This window comes from Amazonocrinis nigriterrae CENA67 (assembly GCF_016056305.1).
Lineage (GTDB): Bacteria > Cyanobacteriota > Cyanobacteriia > Cyanobacteriales > Nostocaceae > Amazonocrinis > Amazonocrinis nigriterrae.
Genome location: NZ_JAECZC010000052.1, coordinates 1 through 19,149 on the forward strand (window position 1 = coordinate 1; position 19,149 = coordinate 19,149).

General features: G+C 41.9%; 18 protein-coding genes, 1 tRNA gene and 1 riboswitch. Of the genes, 6 read left to right on the top strand and 13 right to left on the bottom strand.

The genetic code is table 11. The features are described from left to right. Nucleotides 1-274: 274 nt before the first annotated feature. Nucleotides 275-850 carry a hypothetical protein gene (locus I8748_RS21660; protein WP_214662695.1) on the bottom strand — a complete coding sequence of 192 codons (576 nt, stop codon included), beginning with the start codon at nt 848-850 and terminating at the stop codon, nt 275-277. 682 nt (nt 851-1,532) lie between these two features. On the opposite strand from I8748_RS21660, the gene I8748_RS21665 reads away from it, so the two are divergent. Both I8748_RS21665 and I8748_RS21670 read left to right on the top strand, forming a co-directional pair. Further along, nucleotides 1,533-3,257 carry an ABC1 kinase family protein gene (locus I8748_RS21665; protein WP_198126619.1) on the top strand — a complete coding sequence of 575 codons (1,725 nt, stop codon included), beginning with the start codon at nt 1,533-1,535 and terminating at the stop codon, nt 3,255-3,257. Nucleotides 3,258-3,551: 294 nt separating this feature from the next. Beyond that, a complete protein-coding gene (locus tag I8748_RS21670; protein WP_198126620.1) occupies nt 3,552-3,923 on the top strand; it encodes a hypothetical protein in 372 nt (123 codons plus the stop codon). A gap of 617 nt (nt 3,924-4,540) precedes the next feature. Here I8748_RS21670 and I8748_RS21675 read toward each other — a convergent pair. The 4 genes from I8748_RS21675 to I8748_RS21690 all read right to left on the bottom strand — a co-directional run bounded on the left by I8748_RS21675 (nt 4,541) and on the right by I8748_RS21690 (nt 8,895). Next, nucleotides 4,541-5,308, bottom strand: a complete 768-nt coding sequence (locus tag I8748_RS21675; RefSeq protein WP_198126621.1) for a hypothetical protein — start codon at nt 5,306-5,308, stop codon at nt 4,541-4,543. 566 nt (nt 5,309-5,874) lie between these two features. After that, nucleotides 5,875-6,495 carry a DUF4082 domain-containing protein gene (locus tag I8748_RS21680; RefSeq protein ID WP_198126622.1) on the bottom strand — a complete coding sequence of 207 codons (621 nt, stop codon included), beginning with the start codon at nt 6,493-6,495 and terminating at the stop codon, nt 5,875-5,877. 763 nt (nt 6,496-7,258) lie between these two features. Further along, nucleotides 7,259-7,744 carry a plasmid segregation centromere-binding protein ParR gene (locus I8748_RS21685; RefSeq protein WP_198126623.1) on the bottom strand — a complete coding sequence of 162 codons (486 nt, stop codon included), beginning with the start codon at nt 7,742-7,744 and terminating at the stop codon, nt 7,259-7,261. 5 nt (nt 7,745-7,749) lie between these two features. After that, entirely contained in the window at nt 7,750-8,895 is a 1,146-nt protein-coding gene (locus I8748_RS21690) for a ParM/StbA family protein (protein ID WP_198126624.1), read from the bottom strand. Between I8748_RS21690 and I8748_RS21695 the strand changes: the two genes are divergently transcribed. After that, nucleotides 8,894-9,064, top strand: coding sequence for a hypothetical protein (locus I8748_RS21695; RefSeq protein WP_198126625.1), 171 nt, complete (start codon nt 8,894-8,896; stop codon nt 9,062-9,064). The two genes, I8748_RS21690 and I8748_RS21695, sit on opposite strands and share 2 nt — an antisense overlap. A 45-nt stretch (nt 9,065-9,109) precedes the next feature. Here I8748_RS21695 and I8748_RS21700 read toward each other — a convergent pair whose 3' ends face one another. Both I8748_RS21700 and I8748_RS21705 read right to left on the bottom strand, forming a co-directional pair. Next, nucleotides 9,110-9,733, bottom strand: coding sequence for a DedA family protein (locus I8748_RS21700; protein WP_198126626.1), 624 nt, complete (start codon nt 9,731-9,733; stop codon nt 9,110-9,112). A 277-nt stretch (nt 9,734-10,010) separates the two neighbouring features. Further along, a complete protein-coding gene (locus tag I8748_RS21705) occupies nt 10,011-11,093 on the bottom strand; it encodes a Gfo/Idh/MocA family oxidoreductase (RefSeq protein WP_198126627.1) in 1,083 nt (360 codons plus the stop codon). Nucleotides 11,094-11,731: 638 nt separating this feature from the next. On the opposite strand from I8748_RS21705, the gene queC reads away from it, so the two are divergent. Then, nucleotides 11,732-12,409 (top strand): 7-cyano-7-deazaguanine synthase QueC, encoded by a 678-nt coding sequence (gene queC, locus I8748_RS21710; protein WP_198126628.1) that lies wholly within the window; start codon nt 11,732-11,734, stop codon nt 12,407-12,409. A 186-nt stretch (nt 12,410-12,595) separates the two neighbouring features. Here the strand turns inward: queC and I8748_RS21715 are convergent, their stop codons facing one another. After that, on the bottom strand, nt 12,596-13,948 hold the full coding sequence (locus I8748_RS21715) for a hemolysin family protein (protein WP_198126629.1): 1,353 nt from the start codon (nt 13,946-13,948) through the stop codon (nt 12,596-12,598). Nucleotides 13,949-14,231: 283 nt separating this feature from the next. After that, nucleotides 14,232-14,948 (bottom strand): hypothetical protein, encoded by a 717-nt coding sequence (locus tag I8748_RS21720; protein WP_198126630.1) that lies wholly within the window; start codon nt 14,946-14,948, stop codon nt 14,232-14,234. A 206-nt stretch (nt 14,949-15,154) separates the two neighbouring features. Between I8748_RS21720 and I8748_RS21725 the strand changes: the two genes are divergently transcribed. Then, nucleotides 15,155-15,227: transfer RNA gene (locus I8748_RS21725), tRNA-Ile, on the top strand. A gap of 227 nt (nt 15,228-15,454) precedes the next feature. Here I8748_RS21725 and I8748_RS21730 read toward each other — a convergent pair. Then, a complete protein-coding gene (locus I8748_RS21730; RefSeq protein ID WP_198126631.1) occupies nt 15,455-15,892 on the bottom strand; it encodes a hypothetical protein in 438 nt (145 codons plus the stop codon). A 101-nt stretch (nt 15,893-15,993) separates the two neighbouring features. Between I8748_RS21730 and pyrE the strand changes: the two genes are divergently transcribed. Then, the gene (gene pyrE, locus I8748_RS21735; protein ID WP_198126632.1) at nt 15,994-16,614 is read left to right on the top strand and encodes an orotate phosphoribosyltransferase; all 621 of its coding nucleotides are present in this window, start codon (nt 15,994-15,996) and stop codon (nt 16,612-16,614) included. Between the two features lie 119 nt (nt 16,615-16,733). Here pyrE and I8748_RS21740 read toward each other — a convergent pair whose 3' ends face one another. From I8748_RS21740 to I8748_RS21750, 3 genes are all read right to left on the bottom strand, one after another. Then, on the bottom strand, nt 16,734-17,015 hold the full coding sequence (locus I8748_RS21740) for a hypothetical protein (RefSeq protein ID WP_198126633.1): 282 nt from the start codon (nt 17,013-17,015) through the stop codon (nt 16,734-16,736). 244 nt (nt 17,016-17,259) lie between these two features. Next, complete coding sequence (gene thiC, locus I8748_RS21745; RefSeq protein WP_198126634.1) at nt 17,260-18,639, bottom strand: phosphomethylpyrimidine synthase; 1,380 nt, start codon at nt 18,637-18,639, stop codon at nt 17,260-17,262. 8 nt (nt 18,640-18,647) lie between these two features. Continuing rightward, nucleotides 18,648-18,744, bottom strand: a riboswitch (TPP riboswitch). 74 nt (nt 18,745-18,818) lie between these two features. Then, complete coding sequence (locus tag I8748_RS21750) at nt 18,819-19,043, bottom strand: DUF6887 family protein (protein WP_198126635.1); 225 nt, start codon at nt 19,041-19,043, stop codon at nt 18,819-18,821. Nucleotides 19,044-19,149: the final 106 nt, after the last annotated feature.

Consider the following 19,149-nt stretch of genomic DNA (forward strand, 5'->3'; position numbering starts at 1 on the left):
CGAGTTCCCCTGCTCCCCTGCTCCCCATCTCCCTTGTGCCACTTCTTCAAATATCCTGAAATCTGGAGCATTTCCTGGGGCTGATGTATATACTCGAAGTCTAAGACTAGGCAGACGCGAGTATGATAGTAGATTGGCTAGTTGTTTGGGGTGTCACTCAAGCTGTCGTGTCTACAAGTTGCACTATTTTTAGTGTAAATAAAAGCTTCAAACCCTCTCCCCTGCTCCCCTGCTCCCCTGCTCCCCATCTCCCCCTACTACCTCAACGTGCAAATTACTCTGTAACGGGCGATAGTTCAGCAGACTGAACAGCCTGAATTTGGTAACTTTCGAAAGGAATTTCTTGCTGGCAATCTTTTGGTTTAGGTGAACTCAGCGGTTGATAGGCAACTAATTCATAGTGAAGCCGATTATTTTGTCGCTCATATTGTGTATTAAGTAATTTATTTCCAACTCTGAATTGACTGTAGAGCCTGTCCCCAACCCACCATGCATCAATTATGGTTCCATCTTTCTCATCAATGGCAAAGTGACCAACACCCTGATCCTTAACAACTAACTCATAATTACGCACCAGCTTTTTCGCCCCCTCTCCGTAGATGATTTGCCAAGTGTAGCGTATGGGATTGCTAGAGATTGGCTGAATCCGCAGTGTCATTGGTACAGTTTTAGACTTTCCTCGCACTGAGCGATAAAGCATTGTCCCCTTCCATGTGCCTTGCCAGTTATGAGGAAAAGCATTATTCAATGGTGTCGCACTTTGTAAATTTACCATACTTACTAATATCAAAAAAGACATCAGTGCCAAAACAAGGAAGCTTCGCTTCAGTATGGGAAAAAACTGTTTCATATTACTAAACACAGGTTATGAGATTGATAATTTGAATAAAAAGCACGCTTATTCTTCTAAGCTATGAAAGTTTTGAGATGCAGTCTTTTTTAAGTTGAATAGTCACCGCTTGACCAATTCCTTTCTAATTAATGCCTCACCATTGACTTTCATATAACTTAATTTTGAAGGCTAACAATTATGTTTCAAACCACCACCAAAACCAAAAACCCAAGCGACATTGTGCATGATTATACGGAAAACTTTTGTATAATCATCTATTTGGATGAATTTTGAAACGCATAACATATATCTTCTGTCAAGATATACATGAATTTTCTACACATCATCCTGATTGAGACTGAACTTGAGCTAAGCTCGCGACGTAGATTTTGGCATTCTCAACAGCAATCATCGTAATTCTGATGCTTTAAAAGTTACAGTGCTTCAGCCACCATACAAAGCATTACAGCTTATGTCGGAAATAGTTGTACTTTTATAAAGTATAATTAAGAAAAAGATAAAAACTCTAAGCAGTGAAGTGGGCTAAGCTCGCTTTGAATACTGCTTGGCAATAGCTAAACTTTAATAGTTTTTTATAAAAACTATCGATATCCTAGATTCGCAACTAGCTTGCGAGTCAGGGCACAAACAACAATCTAACAGTAATGTAAATTTTCCAGTGGAAGAGGCAAACAAAAGCGTGGGTCAGTATCAATCTGGTCAGCGAGGGCGCTACAACCCAGACGAAATCGCTCGTCACTATCGTTATCAGCCCTGGCTTGTTTGGGGGCGCTTGTTGAGAATTATCTGGTCTTTTGGCAGATTTATTTTTAGTCTGAAGTGGGATGAATGGCAAGATCAAGTTGAGCAGAATAGGGGGAAACGCGCCACCCAGTTGCGAGAACTGCTCACCCGCCTTGGCCCTACTTTTATTAAGGTTGGTCAAGCCTTGTCTACTCGGCCTGACTTGATACGTAAAGATTTTTTAGAAGAACTGGTGAAGTTGCAAGACCAGTTGCCGCCATTCGATAATGCGATCGCCTACCAAATTATTGAACAAGAACTAGGCCGCCCAATTGCTCAAAGTTTTAGCGAGTTATCACCAACACCAATAGCTGCTGCTAGCTTGGGTCAAGTATACCGTGGTCGTCTGATAACCGGCGAAGAAGTGGCAGTAAAAGTACAACGCCCCAACTTACGCCCAATTCTGACACGCGATTTGTATTTGATGCGTTGGGCAGCAGGTTGGCTAGCTCCCTGGTTACCTCTCAATCTCGGTCACGACCTGACATTAATTGTAGACGAGTTTGGCACTAAGCTATTCGAGGAAATTGATTACATTAATGAAGGTCGCAACGCGGAAAAATTTGCTAGTAATTTCCGCGACGACCCGAAAGTCAAAGTTCCGAGTATTTACTGGCGTTATACTAATACCCATGTTTTAACTCTGGAATGGATTAATGGCTTCAAGCTGACAGATATTAAACGCATCCGTGAAGCAGGTTTAGACCCAGAAGCAATTATCCAAATCGGCGTGACATCGGGTTTACAACAGTTGTTGGAATACGGTTTCTTTCATGCTGACCCCCATCCCGGTAACTTGTTTGCTATGCCCGATGGTCGCATGGCTTACATTGACTTCGGTATGATGGATCAATTAGAGGAAACCACCAAAGAAACGCTGGTGGATGCCTTAGTGCATGTAGTGAATAAAGATTACAACGATTTAGCCGAAGACTTTGTAAAATTGGGGTTTCTCACTCCAGACATCAATATTTGCCCAATTGTGCCAGCATTAGAAGCCGTGTTGGGGAACGCCATTGGCAAAAACGTTGGGGATTTTAACTTCAAAACCATCACCGATGAGTTCTCGGAACTGATGTATGAATATCCCTTCCGAGTTCCAGCGAAGTTTGCTTTGATTATTCGTTCTCTGGTGACGCAGGAAGGTATTGCTTTAAGCCTCAACCCAAACTTCAAAATTGTTGAGGTGGGTTATCCATATATAGCACGGCGGTTATTGACAGGAGAATCGCCCGAATTACGGCGGCGATTACTCAATGTGCTGTTTAAAGATGGTAGATTTCAGTGGGAGCGCTTAGAAAATTTAATTGCGATCGCTCGTACTGATACTAACTTTGACGTATTACCAACAGCCCAGATGGGGTTGCAATATCTGCTGTCTGATGAAGGCAAATTTCTCCGGCGACAATTAGTCCTAGCACTCACCGAAGATGACCGCCTGCATACAGAAGAAGTCCAACGCTTGTGGAATTTGGTTAAAGATGACTTGAAGCCAAATCGCTTGTTAGATGTAGCGATCGGTGTTTTGTCAGACTTATCCAGAGAAGGTGCAGCTGCGATTCTACCAAAAGCTACATTCCTGATTCCTTTTGCAGGAAATCAGCCACAAAATCAAAAATAGAAATGCCAAGTTTTTACAGCATCTCTATTAACAAACACTCACTAAAACCCTTATATAATCCTGACTTTTCACGTCATTTGGAAAAAGGGACAGGGTGTGGAGTGTAGGGAAACAACTAGCCCCAACAACTAGAGGGTCACAAGCCCCGCCTCTTTCAGAGAGATTGTGTTGGTGGGGGTTGGAAGCCCCAAGCAACACAATCTCCCCTACCCCCGACACCCGACACCCTGTTTTTCACTTTTGACTCCCCCCTCGTGGAACACTCATACCTTTTAATATCAATTTGGAGCTTTCATGTATTATTATCCTCAACAACCGCCTTACTTACTGCTAGCCATTGGTTTTTTCATCGCATTAACTTCTGGGTTGGCATTATCTGGCACGTTGAAATTAATTGTGCAGCAATGGCAAAAAAATAGCGAGGAAAACCTTAAATCTAGTTCCTCGCTAAAACAATTGTTTGTGCCATTTCTAGGAATAACTGCTGGTGTTTGTTTATTTCTTTCCTCTGGTTTAGAGATATTTGGCTTTCCATCCTTGCTAGCTTTAGGAGTTGGTTTACCAGTTAGCCTTCTCACCTGCTTGTTGATTTGGTTGCAGTTAGGGAGTATGCTAAGTTTTGCAGAACGCCAAGGAATGCGATCGCTAGATTTAGATTCTCTCTAGAAGGATTAAGAAAGCTCAAGTGTGAACACCTATAAATCGTTTTACACATGTGCTTTCCGTTTGAGTATATAAGCTCGACTTTATCCAATCAATAACCAATGAATAAAGTCGAGCTTAGAGCTAAATTTATTGGTATTAGCTTATACTAAAGACTCAGCACTTTACTATATTTCTAAATTTCTCACGAATGATTTAACGTGAGTTCGACGGATTTTAAAAACCCCTCTCCTCGTAGCAGGGCTGTTTCGTTCCCTAAAATAGGTAAAATAGCAAGATTCAAAGAAATAAAAATTGAGAGCAAGCGCATAATTCTAGTAAAAAATTTTTGCGCCTCCAACCAAAAATATGCGATTTTTCTTTGCATCTTTGCGTGAGATTATCCTCAGTACAAATCCCCATCATCAGCGAATGAAACAGCCCTGCTCTCCAAACCTCTCCCCTGCAAGGAGGAGCCACTGCGAAGAGCGCGGTTCCCCGACTTGTAGCAAGTGGCGTCGGAGGCTTCAAAAGCTTAATTTTTCGTTACTCAGCAAGGAGCTTAAAGCCCCTCTCCGACGCGGAGAGAGGGGTTGGGGAGAGGTTCATCGAACTCACGAATGATTTAGGGTTGCTATATATTACCTGTAGTAAAATTCAAAATTTTTTAGAGCCATTAACCTAGCTAGATTTAAGCGGTAGTGATAGCTAAGCCTACGTTGCGAATTATGAAACCAATTATCAGTCTTTAGCTCATGGGAAGCATCTAGATGCTGAGATATCTTGCGAAAAGTTTCCCAATTATCACTATTAATTGTCCATCCTACTTTTGCTGCTGCCAAACCAATGGCAATACCATCTCCGCTATGAATTCCTCGCAATTCTAGGTATCTACCAATCATACCCCAGTATTTAATAAATTCTTTTTCTTTACCGTTGTCTCTACCAACAAAACATAAAGATTCTCCTACATAGGGAGCAGTTTCTAGAGGTACATTTAACTTCAATGCTACCTTCTTAATAGCTTTTAATCTTTCCGGATTATACTTTTTTACGTGTTCAACAAGATTTTCCTGACGCCCTACAATTCCAGCAAAAGGTAGAACATCAGGTACGCTTTTTAAAATTCTTGTGTCTGCATCAATCTGTATCGCAACTGGAAATTCTGATAAAGCTTTTTCTAGCACAAATCGTTTATCATGATAACAAAAAAGAATTCCTGTTTGACGATATTTCTCAGCTATAGTATTACTCTGCTGGCTAAAATCTTTTGGCTCATCTGTATAAATGACTAAAAAAGTCCCAGGAGCATTTTTTTCCAAGTCTTTAGCTAATTGCTGAGTCAATAAGCGATATTTCTTACCCAACGCTAATGTACAAAAGCAAAAATTTTTTTGTGATTGACTCATAAATTTAGTATTAAATAATACTATTTTAAATTAAAGTCTTATGCAGGGAAGAATTTGGAACGCAATTATTTCTATCTATTTATACTATCACCACTAACTACTACTGTTACCGAGTAGGTCACAAGTGAGCCAGCGCCTTGAGTGGTGTCGTAACGTAGTCATACCATTTCACTTTCAGCTTGCTATCAATAGACTGTATGTTATTAACTTGCTCTTTTATTTAAAATAAAACTTACGCATTGACATAAGTAACTAAAAATGTATGTAGATTTTCAGGCATTCATGTTGGGTTTTTTCACTATTAGCCAGTGATGTCTAGCTTGGGCTAAGCCTACGCACTTTGATCTAAAGGTAGCTACCAACAACCTGAAACACCTAAAATTTCGTTAATATACATGATAGTCATTTTGTACAGTGCGTAAGGTCTATGTCAATAAATTAATTTTTGAAGCGGGTTTTTCCTAATAATTAAAGTTATTGTGCATTAATCATTTTTTTGTTGTAAGATGCCAAAATTAGTGTATCTGACAGTTAGTAGACATCAATTTTGAAAATTTTTTAAAGCACTAGTGATCAGTAGAGGCTGTCTGAAATTTGACATCAACCCAGTAATTACTACCATTATAGGACTGTGTTGGGAAGCCACCTCCAAGGCTGTAAGTGTATACACCATTACTTCCCTGTTCACCATCTCGCGGTGCGTGCAGTGGGCCGCTATCAACCCCAGTGTTGTTGAAAAAGTTTTCGGTTACTGTGTATCTTCCCTTACTTGCATAGTAGGAGGCTATATAGAATTGGTTTGCTTTGATGGGAACTGGTGGATACAGTTGAATTGTTTGCCAGCCTGGAGTTGGACTTTGTCCTTCGACAGCTACTCCAGAACCTAACAACTGACCTGTAGCACTCCATAAGTTAACCGTGTAACCACTATCAATAGGCACAATTCGGTAAAATCGGATAGCGGTAACTTCGCCGTCCACATCAGTGCGGAACTTCACCCCCAGTTCTACAGGGTTATTATCACTGTCCGCAAAGGTGGGCTGAACCGAATCAGACCAAAGCGAGTAAACTTGCGTACACGCAGATGCCAACTGTAGATGAAAGTAAGTAGACGATAATCCAACTAGGAAAACAGTACTAATAGTCCGCGCGATACTACGGGGTTTGTGCCACTTGGTATATAGCATCCTCAATTCTCCTGATAAACAGCATTTCAGTAATTCTGCCAACTGGCATATTGCACTTTAATTATCTTTGTGTTTGTACTTTGCTGCTTTAAGTATTATTACCAAAATACTGCCTACTTTTGCAATAAATTTTTCTGAAGCTATTAATAACTGCTTACGTGCTTGCTTCTATGGAAAAATAGATTTGAAGTAATAGTTTGAACTAGCAATTAACAGTTAATAAATCCAAGAAAAAACAACGGCTTGAAGTTATTAACTGTTAATTGATGACTATTAACTGTTGACTTTCATCTAGAAATAATGAAAGCTTATACGTAAGTTGCGAAGATAAATAGTATTTAGAAATAGGGAAGATGAGGCAGTAACATCCTCTTAATCTCTACAGCAGTGGCTTCCTAAGTAGAGTAAGTGGAGTCTAATACTAAGTTGTAGAGTAGTACGATTTCTTCCCCTCTGCTCAAGAGCTCCCTAAGCTACTATCTCTGAATGCAACTTGGTATAAAATGGGGGCTGGCTCACCGCACTGACTCCTCATTTCCTTGATTCTAATACTACCTTTGAATCAACTCAGTATTATTAGTTGTTTGCTTAAATGAACTTATTTTATAGAAGTAGGGTATGTTCACCCTTTTTCATAACTTTATGAAGCGCGATCGCATCTCTATCAAATATATAAAAATATATATTTATTAATAATCCTTAATAGTGTTGACTATTAAGGATTGCGAAGAAAAGTAAATTTTTTTACCAGCCTAATTATTCTTTAAAAGTCATCAAGAAACTGACTTAGGCGGCTGATTACGGGGTCAACCTCTTCTACAGGCCCAGCAAAGTGATTAGTATTAACTACTTCCATTGCTGGTGCTGATGTCGTTGGAGGCTGAATGATGGAGCGCTCATTGACCATAATTGCCAGATGAGCGACTTGTTGCGTCAGTTGCAAAATATGGCGTTCCATCGCCTCCAAACGATTAGTTCCCTTAGCAAAAAAACGTTCCTCTAGGTCAGCCACTTGACGTTGCAGTTGTTCGATTTTTTGTTCAACCGACTCTGGCGTCGCCATTTTGGGCGCAGGTTTTACAGATTCCGGTACACATAAAGATTGCCATAGGGCTTCCTTACAGAGGTCGCTGAAAGTTTTGTCTGGTTGTTGCTCCAAGTAGCTTTCTACAACCGCTAACAAGCTTTCATCGGCAACTCCGGGGTTGAACGTGACCGATTTAACTACCTTTTTTGACCATTGGAACATTAGTTTTATGCCCTAGCAGCGCGAGCGGCGGACAATTGTGCCTCTCCATAAATATACTGCCCTAAAGCATTAGCTTGCCGAGAAGGTGCGGCTAAATGGGCATTGATTTGAGCGTCCTTAAGCAGACGTTGTAGGTCTTCCCAGAAGAATTCACCACCACCACCAGTGAGAACCACATCGGTAACGCGCTCTGGCAACCAGGCTAGCACACGGTTACAAATTTCGCGAGAAAACTGCTCGGTGAGGTTGGGAAGAAAGTCATCAAGGTTGGTAGGCTTGCTAACGCCTTTAGGACGGTAGAAGCGTTCACCCTTGTTTTTGTTGACAGCAGAAATCAATGCTAAAGATTGGCTATCTGCTCCCTCGATTTCAGCGGCTACTAGTTCATAAAACTTGTTCATACCGAAGTCTTCACTCTTAGAAGCGCCTCGGGCAAAGCGGAAGTTATCCACCATCAAAAAGTCAATTGTTTGATGTCCGATATCTACAATTGCCACTGATATTTTTGTAAAGTCGGGACTATTGGGGCTTTTTTTAGGTTGAGCTTCAGACCATAGAAGACTGCCATAGCCTTCTGGCATCACCCAAACCTTAGTGACGTTCAGTGACAAAGATTCTCCTCGGAAGTTTAACACATGAGGGCCAGTTACCTGGCTAATCAGCTGTGCTTTTTCCTTTTCAAATTGCTCTAAGGAGAGGAAAGGTAGACCTAGTACGACTGAAATCTCATCTTTGAGTTTGAAGTATCCGGCACTTGCCAACACTTTGATGAGTGCATCTTCTACCTTAGATTGGCCGACTCCTAAATTCGCTCCAAAATCTGCTGCTAGCTGACCAACAGCGTAGCCATTGCCTTGATACTCTAACCACAGATCCATTAATGGGTCAGTAGCACGAGCTTCAAAAACGCCACCGCGTACCTGTTCGATGGACATTTTCTTCACATTGGCAGGTACAAACACCACACTACCTGGTTCACGACTGACGCAAGTTTTTGTGGAAGTTCTGCCTAAATCAACACTGAGAATGGATTTGCCCGAACTGCCAGTAGGCTTAATAGCAGTAGCGTTAATCGGGGTAGACGCTGACACTCTATTTAGAGGTATAGCAGCGGCATTCATTGGGGTAGCGGCCGAAGGTTGGTCTGTCATGAAAGCTCCTAGTCCTTACTCAACTGTAAAAAATTATCGTACTCATCTTAACCAAACATGCTTAGTATCAGAAATTATCGGTTTTGTCAAGTGTAGCTACAAATACGCCAAATGCAAGTTAGGCGATCGCAAGTACAGCATTATTTGGCATAGTGTAGGCGAATTTTGACCAGATGTAACCCCCTCCCACGTTTAAACTAAAAGCATCTGTTTTTCAGCTTCTAGTGCGTTTTCGCCGACGTTTGAGTACCCAGCCAACAAATGCGAGAACCAGAATCCCAAGCACGATTTTAGATACAGGGGCAAGGTAATTGTCCACAAGTTCATACTGGCTACCCAATACGTACCCTGAGTATGTTAGCAAACCGACCCAAGCTGCGCTACCCAAAGTTGTATAAAATATAAATGGTAGCAAAGGCATATTGCTAATGCCCGCAGGTACGGAAATTACCGTACGGATTCCTGGAACAAGGCGACCAATGAGAACCGCTTTTCTGCCTTGAGAGTTAAACCAACGTGTGGCTTTGCTTATATCTTTGCTAGATATGGCTATCCATTTGCCGTATTTATCAGCCAAAGTTTTTAAACGCCTTTCGCTAAAAAACTTACCTGGATAGTACCAAATGAGTGCCCCTACCACAGAACCCAAAAGTCCAGCGAAAAATACGCCAAAAACGTTGAGCTTGGCCCCTCCTGGCTGATATGGGCTTGCTGTAAATCCTGCCAGTGGCATGATCAATTCTGAAGGAATAGGGGGAAAGAGGTTCTCTAGAAACATCAACAGAGCAATTCCCCAATAGTTCCAGATCTGGATGGTATTAGTTATCCATTCGAGCATCGAGTCGATTCCTGAAATTGCGGTACTAGTCTCGTTGCTAAATTTAGCGTTAGCTGTCTCAAAACTTAATTATCCCCGCTCGCTGGAGACAAAATAAAAATAACTTTTATGTGTTGGGAATTGGGAATTGGGAATTGGTAATTGGTAATTGGTAATTGGGAAAAAGAGAATTGGATTCTACTATTAGTCATCACATCTGGCCCACTACCCATCACCCATTACCCATTACCCATTACCCATTACCCATTACCCATTACCCAGTCCCCAATCCCTATTGTTAGACTGTCGGAGTCAATGATTGCACTCTTGGTTCAGTTTGCCAGTCTAGTGGGTTCCAAACCCGCTCTTCCAAAGCCATCTGCTCTATTAAACTTGCCAATCTTAAGGCTTTAAGAGCTTGTTCACCACCTACAGAAGGTTGATTGCCACCATGTACACAGTTGACAAAATGTTCCAATTCTGCACTCAAGGGTTGAATGTTGCTGGTATAGACTTTCTCAATCAAACCATCCTGCCTATAAAGTACTTGTCGATGGTCGGTCAAAGAGTTAGCATTTGTTTGTCGATGAATCAAAATTTCATTCTTAAGAAAATCTGCCTCTGTAAAGGAGTTTTTACAATGAGCAACAATGCGACGGATTTTCCGGTGAGTGACTTTGCTGGCAGTTAAAGTAGCAACAATGCCATTGGCAAACCCCAAGGTAGCAGTCACATAATCCAAATAACCGGAGTCCAACGCACGAGTACCGCTTGCTGTCAATTTCACTACTGGAGAGGCAGCTAATTCTAGCAGCAAGTCAATGTCATGGATCATTAAATCCAGTACAACTGAAACATCGTTCGCTCGGTCTGAGTAAGGACTCATACGGTGAGCTTCTAGCGCCAGTAGTTCCTCTGTTTTTAACACTTGGCTCAATTCCCTAAATGCGGGATTGAAGCGCTCAATGTGACCTACTTGCAGGATGCACCCAGACTCAGCCGCGGCATTTACTAGCGATTCTGCCTCTGAAATACTGGCAGCAATCGGCTTTTCAATCAAAACATGAATTCCTGCCAACAGACAATTGATGCCCACCGCATAATGCAGCCGTGTGGGAACAGCAATGCAAACTGCTTCCACATGGGGTAGTAGGTCACAGTAATCTTCAAAAAAACGTACCTTGTATTTGCTGGCTGTTTCTAAGCCTCGTTCGACATTAATATCTGCCACGCCAACCAGTTCAACATCTTTCATTGAACTCAACACGCGGGCATGATGTTGTCCCATGTTACCCACTCCGATCACGCCTATGCGAATCGGTCTTGGTTGATTGCGCTGTGTATATGAATTTGGTTCTGCCACTGACATGCTATTTTGCACTATTGTTCTCTCCTCAACCACCAAATTTAGAGACGCTACGGCCGTTGGCGTTTATACTCAACACCCAGTTACGATCCGTCTAAAACCATCCAGATGGTAACATAGAGGCTCTGTTTATGAAGAATTTCAAAGTTTGCAATCAGTTCCCGCAATTTGGCTATCTTTTGGATCTTGAGTTTTAAATTGATCAGTTTTTTGCTCCTTACATAAAATGCAATGTGTTTTTTTATTAACTTTTCAAACTTAGTCAAACCTAAGTAAAAACTCTCAAAAGACGGTTGGGCAATTAATTACCAAAATCTACATCTAATTGACATCATTGAAATTTCATATTTTTTTGTCAGCAAAATCACAGAAAATCTAAAAGATTACACTGAAAGATTTGTATGAAAAAAAGATTCATTTAGAGTTTCCACTGCTGAAGTACTCAAATAATTTTTGCATAATTATTTGCAACTTCCACAGTTTGCGCCGTCTATTTTCTGAATGGTACTGGTAGTAAATAATATATTTTTATGACAAAATAACAGTTAAAATACTTAAACGCAACAAGGATAGAGGAAGAGATTTGACATTGCTCCCCTGATATCTTGTTTAAGTGTCGTTTAGCGATAAGAAATCCCAAATTTGAAACCGAGATGAAAGCTGTAATTCTGTTGTCTGGCGGATTAGACTCTTCCACAGTTTTGTATCAAGCAAAAACTGATGGTTATGAGTGCCACACCATTTGTTTTGATTATCAGCAGCGACACCGCAGAGAGTTACAGTCAGCTTTCTCAGTCGCACAAAAAGCTGGGGTGGTACAACATCAGGTAGTTAATTTTGACTTACGCCAATGGGGTGGTTCAGCATTGACAGATGATGCGATCGCTTTACCCGAAGAGCGTTCCTTAGATCAAATGTCGCAAAATATTCCTGTAACCTACGTGCCTGCACGTAATACCATCTTTTTAAGCTTTGCTCTAGGCTACGCCGAAGCGATCGCAGCTGAGCGTGTCTACATTGGCGTCAATGCTTTAGATTACTCAGGATATCCAGATTGCCGTCCCGACTATATCCAGGCGATGCAGGAAGTTTTCCGCCTAGGAACCAAACAAGGACGCGAAGGTAAACCCATTACTATTGTTACACCTTTAATTAACCTCAAAAAAACCGAAATTATCCAACTGGGTAACCAATTAGGAGTTCCTTGGGAACTAACTTGGTCTTGCTATGCTGGCGGTGATGTCGCTTGCGGTGTATGTGATTCTTGTCGCTTGCGACTTGCAGCTTTTAATGAATTGGGACTTGTTGATCCACTGGTTTATAGGGAGTAGGGAGTGGGGAGCAGGGAGCAGGGGAGCAGGGGAGATAAGGAGAATAACAACTGACAATTATAGCTGTCGCCAATAGTGTTAGGACATCAAGAGATGATAAAACCTAGACACAAAAAGACTTTTCACCCAGTCCCCAGTCCCCAGCTATAACTCCTAACTCTTAACTCCTAACTCTTAACTCCTAACTCACTCAGCACTCTCCAACCGTTGCAGTTGGATTTGATGCAGCCGTGGCCCGACAACTGATACAACTGTAAATTTGATATTTTCATAAGTAAAGATTTCGCCTTTGATGGGCATTTTCTGCAATTGGTACAGCAAAAAACCTCCCAGGGTTTGATATTCCTTCGTGTGAGGCAAATTGAGATGCAAAACCTCGTTGAGGTCTTCTACGTTAATCTGGGCTTGCACCAAAAACGTTTGTTTATCTAACATCTGGATGAGCAAGTCATCAGCGCTCTCAGATTCGCCTGCATTGCCAATAATTTCAGCTATCACATCTTGGAGCGTTACCAGTCCGACAGTAGCGCCAAATTCATTCACTACCATCACCATAGCTGGTTTCTCTTGCTGCATCATCGGCAAGAGTTCACTCAAAGGCGTGTGTTCTGGTACAAACCGAGCCGGACGTATCCAAGGTTTGATTTGTGTTTCTTTTGTTAGCTTTCCTAAAGCTAAGGGTTGTGCTAAGTCTTTGAAGTAAACAATACCGCGAATATCGTCTAAAGATTCCCCAATAATGGGATAGCGTGAATGACCAGTAGATGTCATTTCTTGGAGTAAGGTTTGGAAAGAAGCATCTCTAGACAAGGCTATAATACTAGTGCGGGGAATCATCACATCTTGCGCCGTAACATCCCCAAACTCAAAGATGTTATTAAGCAGTTCTCGCTCAGAAAGCTGTAAACCTGTGGATTCGCGTTCGGTAGAAATTATTAGCTGCAACTCTTCAGGAGTCACAGGCGGTCTCCAGCTTTGACCTGTATATTCAATCCCAAAAAGTCGTAATAACCAACGGGTTGATTGATTAAGAATCCAGATGAAGGGACGGAAAAAGCGGACGATCGCTTTGATTGAAGGCCCCAAAAACCTCGCCAGCTGTTCTGAGTACAGCATAGCCACTGATTTGGGACATAGCTCTCCTAAAACAATCTGCAAATAAGCTATCAAAAAAAAGGCGATGGGAATTGATAGCGAATGAGCAATCAAGTTATTCCACCCTGCTGGAAGAGGCAAAGACTTAAGCCACCCATCCACCAACACAACAATCGTATTTTCTCCAATCCACCCCAGCGCCAAACTAGAGAGAGTAATGCCTAACTGGGTGGTAGATAGCAGCCTATCAATACTGCGTTGCAATCCCTCAACAGCGATCGCAGGAATGTCACCAGCCTTCACAAGTTGGTGAATACGCGATCGCCGCACTGTCACCAGCGAAAATTCTGCCGTGACAAAAAAAGCATTGATAGCAATCAGCAGTAGAACTGATAACAATCGCAGCCCGACATCCGTCCAAATTATGCTAAGAAAAGCACTCACCGCCAAAGCTCATGTAAAACTTATGCCCCATAGGATTAGGTACTGGGGATTGGGGAACTCGGGGCCCCCACGACCGCAGGAAGTGGGGATTAGGGGCAATGGGGACTGAGGAATGGGTAATGGGTAATGGGTAATGGGTAGTGGGCCAGATGTGATGACTAATAGTAGAATCCAATTCTCTTTTTCCCAATTACCAATTACCAATTACCAATTACCAATTCCCCATTCCCAATGCCCCATGCCCCATGCCCCATGCCCCATACTCCATTCCCAATTCCCAAATTTAAAATTGCTCTGCTGCCTTCTCTACTGGAATATTTGATACGTCTAGTTTCAGTTTTTGAGCAGGATAATCTGTTAAAGACAGGGATATGCTTTTCACGTCATCTAGTAAAGCTGTAGGAATACTCACAGTACCAGAAAATGCTGGGCCATTTGCGGGTAACTCTGTTGGTAAGCCATCTGTGCTTCCACTCAGAGTTCGCCCTTTGTCATCAGTAACATCCAAAAAACTATACAAAAAGCGCACCGAATCAGCACCTTTGTTTTGCATTTTCACTTTCAGGAGTAAATCGCCGCCAGAGTAGCGAGCAGATTGTACAGAAAAAGTCACACCCTGATTTTCAGCAGTCACAGGAAACCCTGGTTGAGGTTTTTCCTCGGTTACTTCTTTGGGCTTTTCCTCTGGCTTCTGTTTGCTGCTATTAATTTCCTCATCATCTTCGTCTAGTTTTTCTGATTTAGCAGCTTTGGTCTTACCCTCGATCCGTGCCTTGACAGTTTTGAGGATATCTTCCTCTTTTAATAGTGCTACCCCTGTCTGTTGGGAATTATTTGCCTTACTGCTGGTAAACTTGGTTGTGGGACGCCCATCTGGAGTTGTGACACCTTTGAGTGCTGAACTCCCCAGATTAAACCCCAAAAACGCACTCACAGAACCCGCTCCCAACATCAGGATTAATAAAACTAAAGTAAGAAGTACAGTAGAATTTATTTTCATCGCTCTTCAGCTATTACAGAAAAATGCTGGTCTATATTAAGAGTATTGAAGCCTTGTACCTCAATTCTTAAAGGAACTTAATTAATACTAGTTTGCACTAGTTTACTGTTAAAGTATGTGATACGGAAATTTAGTAGACTGTTTTATTATGTTCATAGGCTGTGAAATTGTGCTATAATAGACTAGCCTTTAAATTAACAGCACAAGCGCCTTTGGCCGATTGGGGAGGCAGCGAACTCATAATTCGCCTTCAGGCTGGTTCGATTCCAGCAGGGCGCACTGAATTATCAAAAGCAAGCAACTGGTTATCAAATCATCCTCAATGATGTTTGGGACAAAGCAGCACTACATTATTTTTAGCATTGACAGCTAAGACAAATATTTATTTTATTTACTATAAATGGTACTAGCCAGATTCAACTCTTGTAACCTATTTTCTGTCATTGGTCATTAGTCATTAGTCATTAGTTAATTACAAATGACTAATGACACTGTGTAACAAAGTTTTATCGTGGTGGTGTATTTTCAAACCTGAACTCAGTACCTACTTTCAGGTTGTTTGCATTCATGCGAGGAGACATGAGCAGGGATGTATCATATGGATTCGGTAAATCTGGAGTACGAATATAGGGATCGTTGCCAACCTGCTGGGTAAAGACATCTCGATAGAGAGTATTAACCAACTCAGCATCACGAGCAATTTCATTTTCAGGGAAGGAATTACGGAAACCGGAACCAGCTCCTAAAAATGCGTCTAGCTGGCGTTTGACACTGCTACTATTTTCGTAGAAGTTGCGATCATGGCGAAAATAAGCTCGCTCAAACGCATCATTTGTTGTTTCATAATTGGGCGTTTGTGTCTGGGCAGATGCCATGGAAGGAAAAGCAATGCCAGTGGTTAGCAGCACCAATAAACCACTAAGGGTTTTAGATTTTATACCCATATTCCTAACTCCTCAATTTTTGAGCAAATCTTAACTTATGCTTAATCTCAGAACTCTGATGAGTTCAACCTTTGGTGTAGCACAACTTTTAATGTTTTGTAATGACGTATCCTACTGAAACTCCTACCCAGTCAGATATTTGGGCAGCTACCGCTGATTTAAGTACCTTGCGCCAAAAACTATTGGATTTATTTTCTCAACTCGCTTATCAAGAGGGTGATTTTGTACTCGCTTCCGGGCTACGTAGCTCTTATTATGTGAATAAGATGCAGGTAACACTCCACCCCCAAGGCGCTTTGGCAATTGGACGGTTGCTGTTTCCCTTACTACCTGTAGATACACAGGCTGTAGCAGGTTTAACAATGGGGGCTGACCCAATTGTGACAGCGGTGAGTGTGGTTTCTGTGTATGAAAATCGACCAATACCAGCGCTAATTATTCGTAAAGAAGCTAAAGGTTATGGAACAAGGGCTTATATAGAAGGCCCCATTTTGCCGGAAGGTGCAAAAGTAGTGGTTTTGGAAGATGTGGTCACCACTGGTCAGTCTGCTTTAAAAGCAGTTGACCGTCTTAAAGATGCAGGTTATACAGTCGAACAAGTAATTGCACTAGTAGACCGCAAGCAAGGGGGAGCAGAATTGTATCAGTCTGCTGGGTTAAAGTTTGAGGCGTTATTTGCAATTGAAGAGATTCAGCAACGGTATCGAGAGTTGGGCAATTAAATAAATGATATGGGGGATGCGATCGCAAAATCTTCGCATTCCTTATATTTTTATGGAAAACGCGATCGCTCCAATCAACTTCTTATTAATTTGCCAATTCATCATTGGAAAAATAACTTTTAAATTCTTATATTTTCTACATCATTGCTATCATTCTCAATTACTTTTGCAACTTCTTCACCTAGTAACGCTCCACATGTACTACCAAAAAGGCTACCAGCTAGTGTCAAAGCTTCTTCAGCAGCACTATCTACAACTCTATCGATTAATCCAGGAACAATCAGTTCTCCTAATGCAAAACCAAAAGCTCCACCTGCAAATCCTCCAATAACAGAACCTATACCCATACACAGAGATTTAATCAACAACTGTTTCGTAAATCTTTGAGCTAATTTTTTCATAACAAATTACTCCTTACATCTAAATAGTTCGTTATATTTTGTGTAATTCTAATATTTACTAACTTCAGAAAATTTACTGCAAATTAATAAATTTAGTATTCATCCAAGCAACTATAAAAGTTTTTTAAATATTTTACAAATTCAATCTGTGAATAATTTTCTACATTTATATTTTCCCTATATAAAAATCTCAATAAAGTGTAGCCCCAGACTTATAGTCTGAGGCCTATTGATATCCTGTTGATTAACCTTGCGTCACCACTTCCTTATCCTTCGCCAAGAATTTCTCTAATTCTGTCAGCGCATCAGCATCAACTTTGGTTTGCATCGGGCAGAACTTCGGCCCGCACATTGAACAAAATTCAGCAGTTTTATAGATGTCTGCTGGCAGAGTTTCGTCATGGTATTCCTTAGCTCTTTCTGGGTCAAGTGCTAATTCAAACTGACGGTTCCAGTCGAAGTTATAACGGGCGCGGGAGAGTTCATCATCTCTATCTCTTGCGCCTGGGCGATGTCTGGCAATATCTGCCGCATGTGCCGCTATCTTGTAAGCAATTAACCCATTCCGTACATCTTCAGCGTCGGGTAATCCTAAATGTTCTTTAGGTGTCACATAGCACAGCATTGCAGTACCGTACCAACCAGCCATGGCTGCACCAATGGCTGAGGTGATATGGTCATAACCAGGAGCAATATCTGTCACCAATGGCCCCAACACATAGAAAGGTGCTTCAGAACACTCTTCCATCTGCTTGCGGACGTTGAACTCAATTTGATCCATTGGGACGTGTCCAGGGCCTTCTACCATCACCTGTACATCATCTTCCCAGGCTTTGCGAGTCAGTTGTCCGAGGGTTTTGAGTTCAGCTAATTGTGCAGCATCAGAGGCATCATGGGTACAGCCAGGACGCAGAGAATCACCCAAACTAAAGGAGACATCGTATTTTTTGAAAATTTCAATAATGTCGCGGAAGTGGGTGTAAAGCGGGTTTTGCTTGTGGTGATGCAGCATCCACCTTGCCAGAATGCCGCCGCCGCGAGAGACAATACCAGTGATGCGGCTTCTGACTAAGGGTAAATGTTCAATCAAAATTCCGGCGTGGATAGTTTGATAGTCTACCCCTTGCTGAGCATGTTTTTCGATGACATGGAGAAAGTCGTCAGCGGTAAGCTTTTCTATCGTGCCGTGGACACTTTCTAAAGCTTGGTAAACTGGTACCGTACCAATGGGAACAGGCGAAGCGTTGATGATGGCGGTGCGAATTTCATCTAAGTTACCGCCGCCTGTGGACAAGTCCATCACGGTATCAGCGCCATACTTCACCGCTAGTTTCAGCTTATCGACTTCTTCTTGAAGATTAGAAGAGTTGGGTGAAGCGCCGATATTAGCATTTACCTTGCACTTGGAGGCAATGCCGATACACATCGGCTCTAAGTTAGTGTGATTAATATTAGCCGGAATAATCATCCGTCCCCGCGCCACTTCCTCACGAATGAGGTCAGGGGGAAGATTTTCCCGCCGGGCGACGTAGTGCATTTCTTCGGTGATAACACCTTGGCGTGCATAGTGCATTTGAGAAACATTACTTTGCCCACGCCGCTTGGCAACCCATTCTGTCCGCATATGACAAATACCTCAATAAACAGCTTCCCTCCGCTGGTATTACCCAGACTCAGGTGTTAAGGGTGTGATCTCAGCCTGAAATTTTAGGCACCCCTAGCATGGTTGTAGATTGTAGCACCTTGGTTATGGTTGCGAGCAAGGTAGTTAACAATTCCTGAGAATGTCGGGGGTGGTGGGTGTTAAGCTGTTTTTTCATAGTCTGGCGATCGCTGCTTTTGCTGAATAATATCTAATACTGCCTGATGAATCTCTTCCGGTGTCATGTCCGCAGGATAAACAGCAGTGGGTGGTTTTACTGTCAAACGATCTACGAATGCATAAAAAGCTTCTTGATCATCTCTATGTGCATAGACATAGGCGCGTAGTTCTGCTTCACTCATTGCATCAAAGTTTGGTTTGGTCATAAATGCACCAGTTACCTTACTGCATTAAGCTTTTTGAATAAATATTTATTTTTTACCTCACGCAAAGGCGCAAAGACGCAAAGAAGAGCGCAAAAATTTCTAGTAT

Coding starts and splice junctions, on each gene's coding strand:
- I8748_RS21750 (WP_198126635.1), bottom strand. CDS start 19,043: ATGACCAAACCAAACTTTGATGCAATGAGTGAAGCAGAACTACGCGCC.
- I8748_RS21660 (WP_214662695.1), bottom strand. CDS start 850: ATGAAACAGTTTTTTCCCATACTGAAGCGAAGCTTCCTTGTTTTGGCA.
- I8748_RS21720 (WP_198126630.1), bottom strand. CDS start 14,948: ATGAAAATAAATTCTACTGTACTTCTTACTTTAGTTTTATTAATCCTG.
- I8748_RS21690 (WP_198126624.1), bottom strand. CDS start 8,895: ATGACAGACCAACCTTCGGCCGCTACCCCAATGAATGCCGCTGCTATA.
- I8748_RS21700 (WP_198126626.1), bottom strand. CDS start 9,733: ATGCTCGAATGGATAACTAATACCATCCAGATCTGGAACTATTGGGGA.
- I8748_RS21695 (WP_198126625.1), top strand. CDS start 8,894: ATGAAAGCTCCTAGTCCTTACTCAACTGTAAAAAATTATCGTACTCAT.
- I8748_RS21740 (WP_198126633.1), bottom strand. CDS start 17,015: ATGAAAAAATTAGCTCAAAGATTTACGAAACAGTTGTTGATTAAATCT.
- I8748_RS21730 (WP_198126631.1), bottom strand. CDS start 15,892: ATGGGTATAAAATCTAAAACCCTTAGTGGTTTATTGGTGCTGCTAACC.
- I8748_RS21680 (WP_198126622.1), bottom strand. CDS start 6,495: ATGCTATATACCAAGTGGCACAAACCCCGTAGTATCGCGCGGACTATT.
- thiC (WP_198126634.1), bottom strand. CDS start 18,639: ATGCGGACAGAATGGGTTGCCAAGCGGCGTGGGCAAAGTAATGTTTCT.
- pyrE (WP_198126632.1), top strand. CDS start 15,994: ATGACGTATCCTACTGAAACTCCTACCCAGTCAGATATTTGGGCAGCT.
- I8748_RS21685 (WP_198126623.1), bottom strand. CDS start 7,744: ATGTTCCAATGGTCAAAAAAGGTAGTTAAATCGGTCACGTTCAACCCC.
- queC (WP_198126628.1), top strand. CDS start 11,732: ATGAAAGCTGTAATTCTGTTGTCTGGCGGATTAGACTCTTCCACAGTT.
- I8748_RS21675 (WP_198126621.1), bottom strand. CDS start 5,308: ATGAGTCAATCACAAAAAAATTTTTGCTTTTGTACATTAGCGTTGGGT.
- I8748_RS21670 (WP_198126620.1), top strand. CDS start 3,552: ATGTATTATTATCCTCAACAACCGCCTTACTTACTGCTAGCCATTGGT.